Below are 16,806 nucleotides of genomic sequence, written 5' to 3' on the forward strand. Positions count from 1 at the left end.
GTGGGAGCAACGCTTGCTCCCACAGGATGAACCGCACCTTAATCGAACTGAGCACGCATCCATGCCTGGTACTCGGCCACGCCCGCCTCGCCCTCGCGGGGCGCCCAGTGGGCCAGCTCGCCGTCACCCACGGGCCGGTAAGGACCGGCCTTGCACTCGAACATCAGACTGTCGGCTTCCAGTACCACCAGGCCGTGATATACACCCGCCGGCAGGTCGACCCCGAGGCAATCGCCTCCGGCCTGAAGGATGCGCTTGTCCGTCACCGCACCGGCGCCGTCGAAGATCAACACACCCAGACGGCCCCTGAGCACCAGCAGGGTTTCCGCCTTGTCGGCACTGAGGTGACGATGGGGCGGGATGTAGGTGGAAGGCTGCAACCCCACCGCCATGCGATGGCAGGGTTCGTCCATCCGATGGAAGTTGTGGTGCTGCCGCCCGCGAGGGCTGGTCGCGGCTTTCTCGGCCAGCTCAGCGAACAGTGTCTGATCCAGGAACCCCGGCCGAGACATCGATCACATGCCCTTGACGGCGAAAATACCGTTGGCGTTGCGCCAGTAACCTTTGTAGTCCATGCCATAACCGAAGATGTAGCGGTCGACGCAGGGCAGTCCGACGAAATCGGCCTTCAGGTCGGGACGGGCCTTGCGGTCGTGGTCCTTGTCGATCAACACGGCGGTGTGCACGGCGCGGGCGCCGGCATGCCTGCAGAAGTCGATGATCGCGCCCAGGGTATGCCCCTCGTCGAGGATGTCGTCGATGATCAACACGTCACGGTCGATGAACGAGACTTCCGGCTTGGCTTTCCAGAACAGGTCGCCGCCGCTGGTTTCGTTGCGATAACGGGTGGCATGCAGGTACGACGCCTCCAACGGGAAGTTCAGGTAGGTCAGCAACTTGCCGGAGAAAATCAGCCCGCCGTTCATGACACAGAACACCACCGGATTGGAATCGGCCAGTTGGTCGTTGATCTGCGCACCGACCCGGGCAATGGCTGCTTCGACTTCGGCTTCGGTGTACAGGCAATCAGCCTCCGCCATAATTTGACGGATATGCTCGAGATCAGCGGACATGGTGCTCTCCAGAGGGGCAGGTTCGGAAAAACGGGCAAAGGTACGCATCCCGCCCGGCCAGATCAAGGGTTTGTGGACTAACGTTCTGTATTGTCTATAGGACAAGCCATCGGGATAGATTAATCTAGCCCGGTTTTTTTGCCCGCCGCCGGAGCCTTCCCATGCCTATCCTCGAGATCCGCCATCCGCTGATCAGACATAAACTCGGCCTGATGCGTCGCGCCGATATCAGCACGAAGAACTTCCGCGAGCTCGCCCAGGAAGTCGGTGCGCTGCTCACCTACGAAGCCACCAAGGACCTGCCACTGGAATCCTACGAGATCGACGGCTGGGCCGGTGCGGTCCAGGTGGAGAAAATCGCCGGCAAGAAGATCACCGTGGTGCCGATCCTGCGCGCCGGCATCGGCATGCTCGAAGGTGTGCTGAGCCTGATCCCGGGTGCCAAGGTCAGCGCCGTGGGCGTGGCTCGCAACGAAGAAACGCTGCAGGCCCACACCTACCTGGAAAAACTGGTGCCGGAAATCGACGAGCGCCTGGCGATGATCATCGATCCGATGCTCGCCACCGGCGGTTCCATGGTCGCCACCATCGACCTGCTGAAAAAAGCCGGTTGCCGCGACATCCGTGCCATGGTCCTGGTTGCCGCCCCCGAAGGCATCAAGGTGGTCCAGGACGCTCATCCGGACGTGACCATCTATACCGCCTCCATCGACCAGAAACTCAACGAGCACGGCTACATCATCCCGGGCCTGGGCGATGCCGGCGACAAGATCTTCGGCACCAAGCAGAAGGACGCTTGATCATGCAGGACGAGTTCAACGATCCGCTCTGGCGCCAGGTGTTGTCCGGCGCACAGATGCTGTTCGTCGCCTTCGGCGCCTTGGTGCTGATGCCGCTGATCACCGGGCTGGACCCGAACGTCGCGCTGTTCACAGCAGGCCTGGGGACGATCCTGTTCCAGGTCGTCACCGGGCGGCAGGTGCCGGTGTTCCTGGCGTCGAGCTTTGCCTTCATCACCCCGATCATTCTCGCCAAGGGCCAGTTCGGCCTCGCGGCGACCATGGGCGGCGTGATGGCGGCCGGTTTCGTCTACACCTTCCTGGGCCTGGCCGTGAAGATCAAGGGCACCGGTTTCATCGACCGACTGCTGCCGCCAGTGGTCATCGGCCCGGTGATCATTTCCATTGGCCTGGCGATGGCGCCGATTGCCGCGAACATGGCGATGGGCAAGGCCGGCGACGGTACCGAGCTGATTCATTACCAGACCGCCATGATGATTTCGATGCCGGCCCTGCTCACCACGCTGATTGTCGCGGTGTTCGGCAAAGGTATTTTCCGTCTGGTGCCGATCATCTCCGGCGTGCTGGTGGGCTTCGCCATGGCGTTTTTCTTCGGCGTGGTGGACACTGCCAAGATCGCCGCCGCACCGTGGTTCTCCCTGCCGGCCTTCACCGCCCCCGCGTTCAACTGGCAGGCAATTCTGTTCATCGTGCCGGTGGCCCTGGCGCCGGCCATCGAACACATCGGCGGGGTGATTGCGGTAGGCAGCGTAACCGGTCGCGACTACCTGAAAAAGCCCGGCTTGCATCGGACCCTGCTCGGTGACGGCATTGCCACCACCGCGGCCGGTCTGTTTGGCGGTCCGCCTAATACCACCTACGCCGAAGTCACCGGCGCCGTGATGCTGACCAAGAACTACAACCCGAAAATCATGACCTGGGCGGCGATCTTTGCCATCGCCCTGGCCTTCATCGGCAAGTTCGGTGCGCTGCTGCAAAGTATCCCGGTACCGGTCATGGGCGGGATCCTGTGCCTGTTGTTCGGTTCGATTGCGGCGGTGGGCATGAACACCCTCATCCGCCACAAGATCGACCTGGGCGAAGCACGCAATCTGGTGATCGTTTCGGTGACACTGGTGTTCGGCATCGGCGGCGTATTGGTGGGGACCGGCACCGGCCCGGATGACTTCGGCCTCAAAGGCATCGCGCTGTGCGCGGTGGTGGCGATCGGGCTGAACCTGCTGCTGCCGGGTAATGACGGTTGGAAGCAGAAGAAGGCGGATGAACCGCTGCTCTGATAGGTGTGTTGTCTGATAGGGCCTCTTCGCGAGCAAGCCCGCTCCCACAGTGGAACTTCGCGGGTCACAAAACTTGTGTACATCGCAGATCCCATGTGGGAGCGGGCTTGCTCGCGAAAGGGCCCTTGAATATTACAAAGCGATCGGCGCCCGTTCGCACAACGTGCTCAACGCCTCGGCCCATTGCGGCTGGTCGTTGAGACACGGCACCAGTACCAATTCCTCCCCCCCGGCCTCGCGGAACTGCTCGCGCCCGCGATCACCGATTTCCTCCAGGGTCTCGATGCAGTCGGCCACGAACGCCGGACACATCACCAGCACCTTCTTGACCCCGCTTTTGGCCAATTCTTCCAGGCGCGTTTCGGTGTAGGGCTCGATCCACTTGGCGCGGCCGAGTCGGGACTGGAACGACACCGACCATTGGCCTTCCTTGAGGCCCATCTGCCGGGCGAACAGTTCGGCCGTGCGAATGCACTGGGCGCGGTAGCAGGTCGCGATAACCTCCGGCGGCGCGTTCTTGCAGCAGTCGGCATCCTTGAAGCAATGAAACCCCGTCGGGTCGAGCTTGGTCAGGTGCCGCTCCGGCAAGCCATGGAAACTCAACAGCAGGTGATCGTAATCCTGCGCCAGATAAGGCCTGGCACTGGCAACCAGAGCGTCGAGGTATTCCGGCTGATCGTAGAACGGCTGGAGAATCGAGAACTGCACGTCGAGCTTCCTGTCCCGCACGACCCGCTTGGCTTCTTCGACCACAGTGGTGACGGTGCTGTCAGCAAACTGCGGGTACAACGGTGCCAGCGTGATCTTCTTGTGCCCCTGGCTCGCCAGGCGTACCAGTGCCGACTCAATGGACGGTTCGCCGTAACGCATCGCCAATTCCACCGGACCTTGGGTCCACTGGGCGGCCATCGCCTGTTGCAGCCGGCGGCTGAGCACCACCAGCGGCGAACCTTCCTCCCACCAGATCGAGGCGTAGGCGTGGGCAGATTGCTCGGGGCGCTTGATCAGGATCAGCGACACCAGCAAACGCCGCACCACCCATGGCAGGTCGATGACATACGGGTCCATCAGGAATTGATTGAGGTAGCGGCGTACATCGGCCACCGAAGTGGAGGCAGGCGAACCCAGATTCACCAGAAGCAACGCGTGATCGGTCATGCAACGTCCTATTTCAAAAGCGGCCGGACAAATCGTCCAGAGCCGCAGGCAAATCCGTGAACCGGAAAGTGAAACCCGCCGCCTGCAACCGGGCCGGCGTGGCGCGCTGGCCGCCCAGCAACAGCGATGACAATTCCCCCAGTGCGACTTTCAATACCAGCTCCGGCATCGGCATCACGGCGGGCCGATTCAACACGTGTCCCAGGGCCTTGGCGAAATCGCGGTTACGCACCGGGTTCGGCGCGCAGGCATTATAAGGACCGCTGGCGTCATCGCGGTGCAGAAGAAAATCAATCAGGGCGATTTGATCGTCGATGTGGACCCATGGCATCCATTGCCGACCATTGCCGATACGCCCACCCAACGCCAGTTTGAAGGGCAATAACAGCCGCGACAAAAAGCCGCCCTCGGCGGACAGGACCAGGCCGGTACGGACCAGTACCACGCGTATGCCCATGGCCTCGGCCCGTTGCGCGGTTTCTTCCCAGGCGATGCACAATTGGCTGGCGAAATCCTCGCTGACCGGCCCCGACTCCTCGGTCAATTCCCGTTCGCCGCCGTCGCCGTACCAGCCCACTGCGGAACCTGAAATCAACACGGTGGGCTTCTGCTCGCAGCGCTCCAGCCACGCCAGCAAAACCTCGGTCAAGGTCACGCGACTGCTCCATAACAACATCTTGCGCTTATGGGTCCAGGGCCGATCGGCAATCGGCGCTCCGGCGAGGTTGACCACCGCGTCCACCGGCTCGTCGATCTCATCGAGCCTGGCGACGCCCCGCACCTGCGTCCCACAGATTTTCGCCATCTCTGCGGGTCGGCGACTCCATACCGTCAGCCGATGTCCTTGCTCCAACCAGAGGCGGCAAAGCTGACGTCCGATCAAACCAGTACCGCCGGTCAGCAATATGTGCATGAGATGTTCCTCGTAGCGCGTTTTACCCGGCCCACTAGTCTATTTTTATAAGCAGGGATTTTTCGTATCGGGCAGGGTCTGTGTTTAACAATAGGTCAACCTGTCCAAACGCGAACGGTAAAACTTATACCAAAAACCCAAATTGTACAGGTTTAAACGACGGCGTAGTCTGTACAGAAAGGTAAACGAGGCCCTCATGACTGTACCCATCGCAATCATCGGCACCGGCATCGCCGGACTCTCAGCCGCCCAGGCCCTGACGGAGGCCGGGCATGTCGTTCAACTCTTCGATAAAAGCCACGGTAGCGGCGGACGCATGTCCAGCAAACGCAGCGACGCTGGCACACTGGACATGGGCGCACAATATTTCACCGCCCGTGATCGCCGCTTCGTCACCGAAGTCCAGCGTTGGCAGGCCAACGGCTGGGCTGCGGAGTGGAACCCGCAACTCTACAACTTCCAGGACGGGCAACTGACCCCCTCCCCGGACGAACAGACCCGCTGGGTCGGCACCCCGCGTATGAGTGCCATTACCCGCGCCTTGCTCGGCAAGTTGCATGTACAGTTCTCCTGCCGGATCACCGAGGTCTACCGCGGCCAGGAACACTGGCATTTACAGGACGCGGAAGGCTTCACCCACGGCCCCTTCGGCCAGGTTGTCATTGCCACGCCCGCGCCCCAGGCCACCGCGTTGCTGGCGGCCGTGCCGAAACTCGCCGGGGTGGCGGCCGGCGTGAAGATGGACCCCACCTGGGCCGTGGCCCTGGCCTTCGAACAGGCGCTGGATACGCCCATGGAAGGCTGCTTCGTGCAGGACAGCCCCCTCGACTGGCTGGCCCGTAACCGCAGCAAGCCGGGACGCGACAGCACGCTCGACACCTGGGTATTGCACGCTACCAGCGACTGGAGCCGGCAGCACATTGACCTGCCCAAGGAAGCAGTGATCGAACACCTGCACGGAGCCTTCGCCGAACTGCTGCACAGCGCCATGCCCGCGCCGAGCTTCAGCGTGGCCCACCGCTGGCTCTATGCGCGCCCTGCCGGCAGTCATGAGTGGGGCGCCTTGGCCGATGCCGACCTGGGCCTGTATGTCTGTGGCGACTGGTGCCTGTCCGGCCGGGTCGAAGGCGCCTGGCTCAGCGGTCAGGAAGCCGCGCGGCGCTTGCACGCCAGCCTCCAGTAGAGCGCGTCACCCTGCGCCACCCGCTGCTGTCGAACGAGACGGCAGCCTACCCGCGAGTAACGCCAGCGGTTCTCCCACCCGGCAAACCAGGTTGACTTGTACAGCCATGGATCTATGATGAGTAAAATTGTACAAAAATCACATTTTGTACAAGTTTATACGCCAGAGGTCTTCATGCCCGACTCAGCCGCCATCCGCCCGAAAATCGCCGTCAGCGCTTGTCTGATGGGAGCAGAAGTTCGCTTCAACGGCGGGCACAAGCAATCGCAGCTGTGCAGTCGTCTCCTCGCGGAGCACTTTGATTTCGTGCCGGTCTGCCCGGAAGTCGCCATCGGCCTGGGCATTCCGAGAGAACCGATCCGGTTGGTGGGCAATCCCGAACGCCCCGAGGTGCTCGGCACGGTGACACAGGGCCTCAACGTGACTCGCCCGTTGGTTGATTACGCTCGGCAGATGGCTGCGGAACTGGACGACATCTGCGGCTACATTTTCATGCAGAAATCGCCGTCATGCGGTCTGGAGCGGGTCAAGGTCTATGACCATAACGGTGCGTCGCAGCCAGGTGGCGGACGTGGCATCTATGCACAGGCATTCTGCGCGCGCCATCCGGACCTGCCGGTGGAGGAAGATGGCCGCCTCAACGATCCGGTACTGCGGGAGAATTTCCTGACCCGGGTGTTCGCCTACGCCGCCTGGCAATCACTGCGTCGCAAAGGCCTGACCCGGCGCGACCTGATTGCGTTCCACTCGCGCTACAAGTACCTGCTGATGGCTCATAACCCTGTGCAATACAAAGTCCTGGGCAACCTGTTGGGCAACATGGGCAAGACCGACCCCAACGAGTTGGGTCCGCGATATTTCAGCGCACTGATGGCCGCCCTGAAAAAATGCGCTACCCGCCGCACCCATACCAATGTGTTGCAGCACCTGAGCGGTTATCTCAAACGTGCCATCGACGCCGAGGACAAACAGGAAGTCCAGCATCTCATCGCCCAGTACCGTCTCGGCATCGTACCGCTGGTCGTGCCGCTGACCTTGCTCAAGCATCACCTTCGCCTGCATCCCGATCCCTATCTGGCGCAGCAGGTCTACCTGCAACCGCACCCGGAAAATCTCAGTTTGCGGAACGCCATCTGATGAAAGGCGATACCGACTCCAGTGCTCGCGAAGACCTTGGCAGCGATTTCGCCCAGGCCCTGGCAGACGGCTGGCTACCCATACGCGAAGTGGCGCGGCGAACCGGTGTCAACGCCGTGACGTTGCGCGCCTGGGAGCGCCGTTATGGCCTGATCGTGCCGTTACGCACGCCCAAGGGACACCGGTTGTTCAACGCCGAACATGTGCAGCGAATCCAGAGCATCCTCACCTGGATCGACCGGGGCGTGACGGTCAGCAAGATCAAGCCCTTGCTCGACACGCCGCAACCGCCCACCGAACCTCAGGACAACGACTGGCTGCGCCAGCGTCATGCCCTCGCCCTGGCAGTGACGCAACTGGCCGAGCGCCAGGTCGATGACCTGGTCAACCAGGCCATGGGCTTGTACCCACCCTGGACCGTGTGCGAGCAGTTGCTGTTGCCCTTGCTCGAGGAGCTGCAATTGCGTTGGCAAGGCCAGTTCGGCGCACAGCTGGAGCGGGTGTTCCTTTACTCCTGGCTGCGCAGCAAATGCGGCAGCCGGATCTACCACAACAACCGTCAGCTACGCGGCGCGCCGTTGCTATTGGTCAACCAGTCGGACGTTCCCCTGGAACCGGGTGTGTGGCTCACCGCCTGGCTGGCGAGCAGTGCCGGTTGTCCAGTGGAGGTCTTCGACGGGCCGATACCGGCGGGCGAACTGGCCTTGGCGGTCGAACGCCTCAAGGCCCGCGGTGTACTGCTGTATTCCAGCCACGCCATGAACCTGTCCCAACTGCCCAGGCTGCTGAATGGAATCGACTGCCCGATCATCGTGGCCGGCACCGCCGCTTCGATCCATCACGCCAAATTGTCCACCGGCATCTCGACGAAGGACATCGCCTGGGCCGAAGACCCGTTAGCGGCTTACCGCGAGCTGGGTCGCAGAGCACTTCTTTGAAATGGAAAACCCCATGCAATTGATCTGGCTGCGCAGCGACCTGCGCCTGAACGACAATACCGCCCTGGCGGCGGCCGCGGCCCGGGGGCCTTGCGTGGCGGTGTACCTGACCAGCCCAGCACAGTGGCGTGCCCATGACGATGCGCCGTGCAAGATCGATTTCTGGCTACGCAACCTGGCCTCGCTGAGCACAGCCTTGGCCGAACTGAACATTCCCTTGCTGATCCGCCATGCACCGCACTGGGATCAGGCTCCGTCGGTACTGCTCACGCTGTGCCGCGAACTGAACATCGAAGCGGTTCATGCCAACGAAGAATACGGAGTGAATGAGGCCCGGCGCGATGCCGAAGCAGCCCGTTGCCTGAAAGCCCAGGGCATCGATTTCCACAGTTATCTCGACCAACTGCTGTTCAAGCCCGGCAGCGTGCTGACCCGGACCGGCAGCTACTTCCAGGTGTTCAGCCAATTTCGCAAAGCCTGCTACAGCCGCCTGCACCTTTCACTGCCGAAGCTGATCCGTGCACCGGCCCGGCAGGCACCGACCGGTATCCACAGCGACCTGGTGCCCACAGAGGTCGAAGGATTTGCTCTCCCCAGCGACTCCCTGCGCACCCTCTGGCCCGCCGGTGAAAACGAAGCCCGGCGGCGCCTCGACACGTTCGTCGATCAACACCTGGACTTTTACCAAAGCGAACGGGACTTCCCGGCCAAGCCCGGTACCAGCCAGCTTTCGGCTTATCTGGTGACAGGCGTGGTCTCGCCGCGCCAGTGTCTGCATGCCGCATTGCAAGCCAACCAGGGCGAATTCGAGAGTGGAAGTGCCGGAACCGTGACCTGGATCAATGAATTGCTCTGGCGTGAGTTTTATAAACACATTTTGGTGGGCTTTCCCCGTGTGTCCCGCCATCGTGCGTTTCGCCCGGAAACCGAAGCCCTGGCCTGGCGCAATGCGCCCGAGGAGCTGGCAGCCTGGAAGCAGGCACGCACCGGACTGCCGATCATCGATGCCGCCATGCGTCAACTATTGGAAACAGGATGGATGCACAACCGTTTGCGGATGGTCGTCGCGATGTTTCTTACCAAGAACCTGCTGATCGACTGGCGCGAAGGCGAGCGCTTTTTCATGCAGCACCTGATCGACGGAGACCTGGCCGCCAATAACGGTGGCTGGCAATGGAGCGCTTCCACCGGAACGGATTCGGCGCCCTGGTTCCGCCTCTTCAATCCGTTGAGTCAATCGGAAAAATTCGATCGTGACGGCCTGTTTATCAAACGCTGGTTACCTGAGCTGAACGATCTCGATAAGCAACAGGTCCATAACCCATTGGGCGGGTTATTCGATAGGCCGGACTACCCGGCTCCGATCGTCAATCTCAGCCAATCCCGGGAACGTGCGTTGGAGGCTTTCAGGAATTTGCCGACGCGGCAACATGCCATGACTGGAAAAACGGGCGATCAACGAACGTGAAATTATCGACATCCAGAGTGCGGGCCAGCCAGGCGATATATAGTCAAGCTACCCCAAGACTCGTCATGGGTGTCCCTTACCCGAAGCGGCGGGCCGCCCCGATCAAGAGGAGTATGGAATGGGTCAGAGACCACCGCGACGATATTGGCTGACGGGTGCCGGCAACGGAGTCGGCGCTTCGTTGGCCCAGGCAATTCTTGAGACCGGGGCGAACCTGGCGATCAGCTCACGCTCGGCTCAATCCTGCGAAGCCCTTTCGGCACACTATCCAGGTCAGATACTGACGATGCCTGGCGACTTGACCGACAGCCAGACGGTACGCGACATCACCGATCAGATCGCTCAGCAGTGGGATGCCCTGGACACGCTGATCCTGAACGCCGGCACCACCGAGTACGTCGACAGTCAGTTTACCGACGCTTCTCTCATCGAACACATCGTGCGCAGCAACCTGTTGGTCGCAAGCCTTTGCATCGAAACAGCCTCGCCATTGCTGCGTGCCGGCACCGCACCCCTGCTGGTGGGAGTCATCAGCCCGGCAACTTACCTGCCACCGTCCCACACCGAGGGCAGCAACGGAGCAATGCGTTATCTGTTCGAATCGGTCCGTGCCTGCGAAAACATCGACGTAACGCTCGTTCGCCCGGACTTCGACTGCGCCCTTGGGAGCCTGGCGGAGTTTCCGGCCACACCAGGGTCGACAGACGAAATGGCTGCCTACATCCTGAGCCAGTTGGTCGAACGTCCCCATGAAGTGCTTCTCCCTGTCACGGCCGTGGCCGCGCTGTGGCCGTTACCGCCTTCGGGCCAGATCACACAAGCGGACATCGATCCCTGCCAGGCAAGCGTCTGGTCACCGATCAAGGGTCGACCCTGAGCGACCCGCATGCCTTACACTGCGCGCCATGGAAATCATCCCTCTCGCTGACCTCACTGCATCGACCGTTACGTGCTCAACGTGCGCGGCGTGCTGCTGCCAACTGGAAGTGCTGTTGATCACTGACACCGGTGTCCCGCAACGCTTCATCGCCACGGACGATTGGGGCGGGGAAGTGATGCTGCGTCTCGATGACGGCTGGTGCGCGGCGCTGGATCGCGACAGCATGAAGTGCACCATCTACGAAAAACGCCCGCTGATCTGCCGGGAGTTCGAAATGGGAGCATTGGAATGCATTGAAGAACGCCGCGGGATTACCACGGCGTATCGGTAGAACATCACCGCCGCTATCGCGAGCAGGCTCGCTCACAGGATCAGCGGGGGATATCAGACTCGCGGCTACCCGCGAAACAGTATGGGAGCGAGTCTGCTCGCGATAGCGGTAGCACAGTCGACCTCAAAGCCAACTGCACCAGCCACGTTACAAGCAACTGCTCCCCACAGGGTCAGGTATTACAGCGGCATCGTGTAATGCAGGGCGTAGCTTTCCACGCCATCGTTATCCGACTTGATACCCGCATTGGAATAATGAGTAGCGCGAATGCCCACTTCATGCCCACCGTTGAAGCGCAAGCCGAAGCCGATGCGGTCTTCGAACTGGAACGAGCTACCGAGCTTGTTATCTTCCAGCTCGGTCTTGTCGAACAGCGCAACACCCACGCCCGCCTCGATATAAGGCTTCACGTTCTCACCGGAAAATTCATACACGAAGACTGGCGAGAACGACAGGCTGTGGTTACTGGACGTCTTATCCCCTTCCCAGTAAGTGTAGGCACCGCTCCAGTAGCCAGTCAGGCGGCCAACGTCGCTTTGCCACCAACTCTTGTCCCAGTCGAATTGCATCCCCAGGCGATAGGTCATGGTCGAGTCGCCGGTCTGGCCGACCGCGAACTCAACACCCGCTGCCTGTGCGGTGTAAGTGTGCCCCAGCAATGCAGCCGCAAATGCGGCAAAGCAGAGTAAGCGCTTCATTAGAAACATCCTTTTCCGAACGTACATCGTTAGTTATTTGTTACAAACAGACGAAGGTATAGAAATCCGCGCTGGAACAGAAGTTCAGCAGCATTTACGGAATTTTCACATTTTGCTTACAGATTGAAGCCTTGCACAAGGCCAGACGAATGCCACAGCATCGGTAGGATATTTCTTAAATGTGTCGGATCAGCGCTGCTCCAGAACTGCGTTTCGCTGGCCGGTCCCTCGGCCAACAATCCACGCTCAGCCAACAGGCGCTGGAGTTGTCGGGCCACGGCTGCGCCGGTGTCGATCAGCCTGATGTGATCCGGGATCATCTGCTTGAGCATTGGCCTGAGGAAGGGGTAGTGCGTGCAGCCCAGGATCAGCGTATCGCAGCCGGCGGCGAGTAACGGGTCAACGTAATGCTGCAGCAACTGATGCAAGGCCGGACTGTGCAAGTCACCCGTCTCGATCAGCTCCACCAGGCCCGGGCACGGCTGGGTGATAACTCGCACATCGGTGGCGAAACGGTCGAGCAAGGCGGCGAACTTGGCGCTCTGCAAGGTGCCGGTGGTGGCCAGCACGCCGACAATGCCGCTGCGGGTAGCAGCGGCGGCCGGCTTGACCGCCGGCTCCATGCCGACGATAGGCCAGTGGGGGAAATCGCGACGCAAATCAGCCGCCGCAGCGACCGTCGCGGTATTGCAAGCCACCACCAGCGCCTTGGCACCCTGGCTGAGGAGAAAATCGGCAATGATCGCGCAGCGCTGTCGGATGTATTCCGGCGTTTTCTCGCCGTAGGGAATGTGCCCGCAGTCAGCCACGTACAACAGCGACTCGTTGGGCAGCAGCCGATGGATTTCGCCCAGCACCGACAGCCCGCCGACACCCGAGTCGAGCACACCGACCGGCGCTTCACGCATGGGGGTCACCACAGACGCTGCAAGCCGGGTCACGCTTGACCCGCAATTCGCGGAACCGCGTACCCAAGGCATCGATCAATAGCAGGCGTCCCACCAAGGGCTCACCAAAGCCGGCCAGCAATTTCAAGGCCTCAAGGGCTTGCAGACTGCCCACCAAGCCTACCAACGGCCCAAGCACCCCCGCTTCGCTGCAGGTCAACTCGGACTCGCTGCCATGCCCGTAGAGGCAGTGATAGCAAGGGCTTTCGGGACGGCGTGGGTCGAACACCGAAAGCTGGCCCTCCAGACGGATCGCCGCCCCGCTGACCAGCGGCTTGGCAGCCGCGACACATGCCGCATTGACCGCCGTGCGTGTCGAGAAATTATCGGAACAGTCCAGCACCAGATCCACTGCCGCGACAGCCACGGCCAGGCTGTCCTCGTCCATGGCCATTGGATGCGGCACCAGTCGAACCTCGGGATTGATCGCCGCGAGACGACGCAAGGCCGAATCGACCTTGCTCAGGCCGACGCTGTCGGTGTCATGGATGATCTGGCGTTGCAGGTTGGTCAGGTCGACCGTATCGAAGTCCGCCAGGTGCAGTTCGCCGACGCCGGCGGCGGCCAGGTACAGCGCCACCGGCGCACCGAGGCCACCAAGGCCGACGATCAATGCACGACTCTGCTTGAGGCGCAGTTGGCCGTCGATGTCCACATGCTGCAGCAGGATCTGCCGGCTGTAGCGCAACAACTCCTGATCGTTCAGCACGGCAGGCACCCCAGGCTTATGCGTTCATGGCCGCCGAGGTCCTTGCGACTATGGACCTCGGAGAAACCCTGGTTCTGCAATAGATCCCGCACCGCCCCGGCCTGATCGTAACCATGCTCGAGCGCCAACCAGCCGCCCGGTGCGAGGTGAGCCGGTGCCTGGGCAATAATCTCGCGCAGGTCATCGAGCCCATCCTGGCCCGCGACCAATGCACTGGCAGGTTCGAAACGCACGTCACCTTCGGCCAGGTGCGGATCGGTGGCGGCAATATAAGGCGGGTTGCTGATGATCAACTCGAAACACTCGCCTTCCAAGGCACTGAACCAGTGACTGCTCAACACCGTGACATTGCCCAGCTCCAGGCGCTGGCGATTGCGTTCGGCCAGGGCCACGGCCTCCAGCACCCGGTCGACCGCCGTGACCGTCCAGGCCCGACGCTCGCTGGCCAGCGCCAGGGCAATCGCGCCGCTGCCGGTGCCCAGGTCCAACACCCTGGCCGCTGTGGCCGGCAACAAGGCCAGCGCGGTTTCCACCAGCAACTCGGTATCAGGACGCGGGATCAGGGTATGGGGCGCGACTTCCAGGTCGAGTTTCCAGAAGCCCTGCTGCCCCAGGATGTAGGCCACCGGCTCGCCGGAACGACGCCGACGCAGGTACTCGGAAAACAGCAGCGCGGCCTCGCTTGGCACGATTCGCTCGGGCCAGGTGTGCAGGAAGCTGCGGGACTTGCCCAGCGCAGCCGCCAGCAGCAACTCGGTATCCAGTTTTGGTGTGGGTGAATCCGGCAATTCGGCGGCACGTAGCAGACTGGCGATGATGGTCATGTGTTTACCTTTTATTCGCCAATCGCGGCCAACTGGTCGGCCTGGTATTCGGCCAGCAGCGGTTCGATCACCGCCTCGACACCGCCGGCCAGGATTTCATCCAGGGAATACAAGGTCAGGTTGACCCGATGATCGGTGACCCGGCCCTGGGCAAAGTTGTAGGTTCGGATGCGCTCGGAGCGATCCCCCGACCCCACCAGCAACTTGCGCTCGCTGGCGATGGCGCTGGCGGCGGCACTGGTCTGCTGGTCGTTGAGCTTGGCCGACAGCCAGGCCATGGCCCGAGCCCGGTTCTTGTGCTGGGAACGCTCTTCCTGGCATTCGACCACGATGCCCGAAGGCAAGTGGGTGATGCGGATCGCCGAATCGGTCTTGTTGACGTGCTGACCGCCCGCGCCGGAAGAGCGGTAGGTGTCGATCCGCAGGTCCGCCGGGTTGATTTCGATGGCTTCCTGTTCGTCCGGCTCGGGCAATACTGCCACCGTGCAAGCCGAAGTGTGAATGCGCCCCTGAGACTCGGTGGCCGGCACACGCTGTACGCGGTGGGCACCGGACTCGAACTTCAACTTGCCGTAGACGTTGTCGCCCTCGACCCGGGCGATGACTTCCTTATACCCACCATGCTCGCCTTCGTTCTCCGAGAGGATCTCCACCCGCCAACCGCGACGCTCGGCATAACGCGAATACATGCGAAACAGGTCGCCGGAAAAGATCGCTGCCTCATCGCCACCGGTACCGGCACGGATCTCCAGGAACACGTTGCGTCCGTCGTTCGGATCCCTGGGCAGCAGCATGCGCTGCAGATTGCTCTCCAGTTCGATCAACTGTTCCTTGGCCTCGCGGACTTCCTCCACCGCCATTTCACGCAGGTCGGGGTCACTGTCCTTGAGCAGCGCCTGGGCACCGGCGAGATCGTCCTGCACTTTGAGCAACTGTTTATAGGTGGCGACAACCGGCTCGACTTCCGCGTATTCCTTGGAATAGGTGCGAAATTTGTTCTGGTCGGAAATGACTTCGCCATCGCCCAGCAAGGCGGTCAGTTCTTCGAAACGGTCCTGGAGGGTGTCCAGTTTATTGAGCAGTGACGCTTTCATTGCGATTTCTTATCCGAAAAGCTATCCGGTGAACCCTCACCGAGGGCAAAGAGTTCCTGGGCCATGGCCAGTGCATCGAGGCGGCCCTCGGCGGTCAGTTTCTTCAGCTGGACACTGGGGGCGTGGAGCAATTTATTGGTCAGGCCACGGGCCAACTGCACCAGGACCTCTTCGGCGCTGCCGCCGTTGGCCAGCAGGCGCTGGGCTTTGTGCAGCTCTTCGTCGCGCAGGCGTTCGCTCTGCTGACGGTAGGCCTTGAGCACATCCACTGCGGCCAGCTCGCGCAGGCGCACCATGAAGTCCTCGGCGCCGACGGTGATCATCTCTTCAGCCGCCTGGGCCGCGCCCTGCCGGCTTTTGAGGTTTTCGGCGACCACTTCGTGCAAGTCGTCGACGCTATAAAGGTACACGTCGTCCAGTTCGCCGACTTCCGGCTCGATGTCCCGGGGTACGGCAATGTCCACCATGAAGATCGGCTTGTGCTTGCGCAGCTTCAGGGCGCTTTCCACCGCGCCCTTGCCGAGGATCGGCAGCTGGCTGGCGGTGGAACTGATGACGATGTCGCTGTGCACCAGCTCGGCCGGGATATCCGACAGCAGCACCGCGTGGGCGCCGAACTGTTCGGCCAGGGTACTGGCCCGCTCCAGGGTCCGGTTGGCGACGACGATGCGCTTGACCCCCAGGTCGTGCAGATGGCGGGCGACCAGGGTGATGGTTTCGCCGGCGCCGATCAGCAGCGCCTGGCTGCGTTGCAGATCGCTGAAAATCTGTTTTGCCAGGCTGACGGCGGCAAACGCCACGGACACCGGGTTCTCGCCAATGGCCGTGTCGGTGCGCACCTGCTTGGCGGCGTTGAACGTGGCCTGGAACAACCGCCCCAGCAGCGGGCCAACCGTACCGGCCTCGCGGGCCACGGCATAGGCCGACTTCATCTGGCCGAGGATCTGCGGCTCGCCCAGCACCAGCGAATCGAGCCCGGAGGCGACGCGCATCATGTGACGAACGGCCGCATCGTCTTCATGCACATAGGCACTGGCACGCAGTTCTTCAAGGCTCAAATCGTGGTATTCGGCCAGCCAGCGCAGCACGGCATCGACCGAAACATGATCCTGTTCTATATAAAGCTCACTGCGATTGCAGGTGGAGAGGATCGCAGCCTCGCGGCTCTCGGTGAGCCGGCAGAGCTGCTGCAGGGCCTCCACCAGCTGCTCAGGCGTAAAGGCCACGCGCTCGCGGACGTCTACTGAAGCAGTCTTGTGGTTGATACCAAGTGCAAGGAAGGCCATTCAAGGTCGCTGATGGTGACGTGAAGCCGGCAATTGTCCTACTTCGCCAGATCCAGAACAACCACTGCATCTCTATCGCCCTCGCTGACT

General features: G+C 61.7%; 18 protein-coding genes. 8 read left to right on the top strand and 10 right to left on the bottom strand.

Going from position 1 to position 16,806, the window contains the following annotated elements:
* Nucleotides 1–38: 38 nt before the first annotated feature.
* Entirely contained in the window at nucleotides 39–512 is a 474-nt protein-coding gene (locus tag FBX99_RS02130; RefSeq protein ID WP_145130482.1) for a WbuC family cupin fold metalloprotein, read from the bottom strand.
* Nucleotides 513–515: 3 nt separating this feature from the next.
* Complete coding sequence (locus FBX99_RS02135; protein WP_145130483.1) at nucleotides 516–1,073, bottom strand: hypoxanthine-guanine phosphoribosyltransferase; 558 nt, start codon at nucleotides 1,071–1,073, stop codon at nucleotides 516–518.
* 161 nt (nucleotides 1,074–1,234) lie between these two features.
* Between FBX99_RS02135 and upp the strand changes: the two genes are divergently transcribed.
* Nucleotides 1,235–1,873 (top strand): uracil phosphoribosyltransferase, encoded by a 639-nt coding sequence (gene upp / locus FBX99_RS02140; RefSeq protein ID WP_024778135.1) that lies wholly within the window; start codon nucleotides 1,235–1,237, stop codon nucleotides 1,871–1,873.
* Between the two features lie 2 nt (nucleotides 1,874–1,875).
* Nucleotides 1,876–3,150 carry a uracil-xanthine permease family protein gene (locus tag FBX99_RS02145; RefSeq protein ID WP_144927584.1) on the top strand — a complete coding sequence of 425 codons (1,275 nt, stop codon included), beginning with the start codon at nucleotides 1,876–1,878 and terminating at the stop codon, nucleotides 3,148–3,150.
* 132 nt (nucleotides 3,151–3,282) lie between these two features.
* Here the strand turns inward: FBX99_RS02145 and hemH are convergent, their stop codons facing one another.
* Both hemH and FBX99_RS02155 read right to left on the bottom strand, forming a co-directional pair.
* Nucleotides 3,283–4,308 (bottom strand): ferrochelatase, encoded by a 1,026-nt coding sequence (gene hemH / locus FBX99_RS02150; protein ID WP_144927581.1) that lies wholly within the window; start codon nucleotides 4,306–4,308, stop codon nucleotides 3,283–3,285.
* Nucleotides 4,309–4,321: 13 nt separating this feature from the next.
* On the bottom strand, nucleotides 4,322–5,221 hold the full coding sequence (locus tag FBX99_RS02155; protein ID WP_145130484.1) for a TIGR01777 family oxidoreductase: 900 nt from the start codon (nucleotides 5,219–5,221) through the stop codon (nucleotides 4,322–4,324).
* A gap of 196 nt (nucleotides 5,222–5,417) precedes the next feature.
* Here FBX99_RS02155 and FBX99_RS02160 point away from each other — a divergent pair, with 196 nt between their 5' ends.
* From FBX99_RS02160 to FBX99_RS02185, 6 genes are all read left to right on the top strand, one after another.
* Nucleotides 5,418–6,404, top strand: coding sequence for an NAD(P)/FAD-dependent oxidoreductase (locus FBX99_RS02160; RefSeq protein ID WP_144927575.1), 987 nt, complete (start codon nucleotides 5,418–5,420; stop codon nucleotides 6,402–6,404).
* A gap of 174 nt (nucleotides 6,405–6,578) precedes the next feature.
* Nucleotides 6,579–7,541 carry a DUF523 and DUF1722 domain-containing protein gene (locus FBX99_RS02165; RefSeq protein ID WP_145130485.1) on the top strand — a complete coding sequence of 321 codons (963 nt, stop codon included), beginning with the start codon at nucleotides 6,579–6,581 and terminating at the stop codon, nucleotides 7,539–7,541.
* Nucleotides 7,541–8,479: a MerR family transcriptional regulator gene (locus FBX99_RS02170; protein WP_145130486.1), complete on the top strand. Its 939-nt coding sequence runs from the start codon at nucleotides 7,541–7,543 to the stop codon at nucleotides 8,477–8,479. The genes FBX99_RS02165 and FBX99_RS02170 overlap by 1 nt, the downstream gene beginning before the upstream one ends.
* Nucleotides 8,480–8,492: 13 nt before the next feature.
* Complete coding sequence (gene phrB / locus FBX99_RS02175; RefSeq protein WP_145130487.1) at nucleotides 8,493–9,947, top strand: deoxyribodipyrimidine photo-lyase; 1,455 nt, start codon at nucleotides 8,493–8,495, stop codon at nucleotides 9,945–9,947.
* A 118-nt stretch (nucleotides 9,948–10,065) separates the two neighbouring features.
* A complete protein-coding gene (locus FBX99_RS02180) occupies nucleotides 10,066–10,824 on the top strand; it encodes an SDR family oxidoreductase (protein ID WP_144927563.1) in 759 nt (252 codons plus the stop codon).
* A gap of 28 nt (nucleotides 10,825–10,852) precedes the next feature.
* Nucleotides 10,853–11,158, top strand: coding sequence for a YkgJ family cysteine cluster protein (locus tag FBX99_RS02185; protein WP_144927560.1), 306 nt, complete (start codon nucleotides 10,853–10,855; stop codon nucleotides 11,156–11,158).
* A 179-nt stretch (nucleotides 11,159–11,337) separates the two neighbouring features.
* Here the strand turns inward: FBX99_RS02185 and FBX99_RS02190 are convergent, their stop codons facing one another.
* The 6 genes from FBX99_RS02190 to hemA all read right to left on the bottom strand — a co-directional run bounded on the left by FBX99_RS02190 (nucleotide 11,338) and on the right by hemA (nucleotide 16,716).
* A complete protein-coding gene (locus tag FBX99_RS02190) occupies nucleotides 11,338–11,856 on the bottom strand; it encodes an acyloxyacyl hydrolase (RefSeq protein ID WP_144927557.1) in 519 nt (172 codons plus the stop codon).
* 116 nt (nucleotides 11,857–11,972) lie between these two features.
* Nucleotides 11,973–12,764: a glutamate racemase gene (gene murI, locus FBX99_RS02195; protein WP_144927554.1), complete on the bottom strand. Its 792-nt coding sequence runs from the start codon at nucleotides 12,762–12,764 to the stop codon at nucleotides 11,973–11,975.
* Nucleotides 12,757–13,512 (bottom strand): molybdopterin-synthase adenylyltransferase MoeB, encoded by a 756-nt coding sequence (locus FBX99_RS02200; protein WP_144927551.1) that lies wholly within the window; start codon nucleotides 13,510–13,512, stop codon nucleotides 12,757–12,759. The genes murI and FBX99_RS02200 overlap by 8 nt, the downstream gene beginning before the upstream one ends.
* Entirely contained in the window at nucleotides 13,506–14,336 is an 831-nt protein-coding gene (gene prmC, locus FBX99_RS02205; RefSeq protein ID WP_144927548.1) for a peptide chain release factor N(5)-glutamine methyltransferase, read from the bottom strand. Before prmC ends, FBX99_RS02200 begins: the two co-directional genes overlap by 7 nt.
* 11 nt (nucleotides 14,337–14,347) lie before the next feature.
* On the bottom strand, nucleotides 14,348–15,430 hold the full coding sequence (gene prfA, locus FBX99_RS02210; protein WP_144927546.1) for a peptide chain release factor 1: 1,083 nt from the start codon (nucleotides 15,428–15,430) through the stop codon (nucleotides 14,348–14,350).
* Complete coding sequence (gene hemA / locus FBX99_RS02215) at nucleotides 15,427–16,716, bottom strand: glutamyl-tRNA reductase (protein ID WP_144927544.1); 1,290 nt, start codon at nucleotides 16,714–16,716, stop codon at nucleotides 15,427–15,429. The genes prfA and hemA overlap by 4 nt, the downstream gene beginning before the upstream one ends.
* Between the last annotated feature and the right edge of the window lie 90 nt (nucleotides 16,717–16,806).

It is taken from the genome of Pseudomonas sp. SJZ074 (genome assembly GCF_007828215.1).
In the GTDB taxonomy this organism is placed as follows: Bacteria; Pseudomonadota; Gammaproteobacteria; order Pseudomonadales; family Pseudomonadaceae; genus Aquipseudomonas.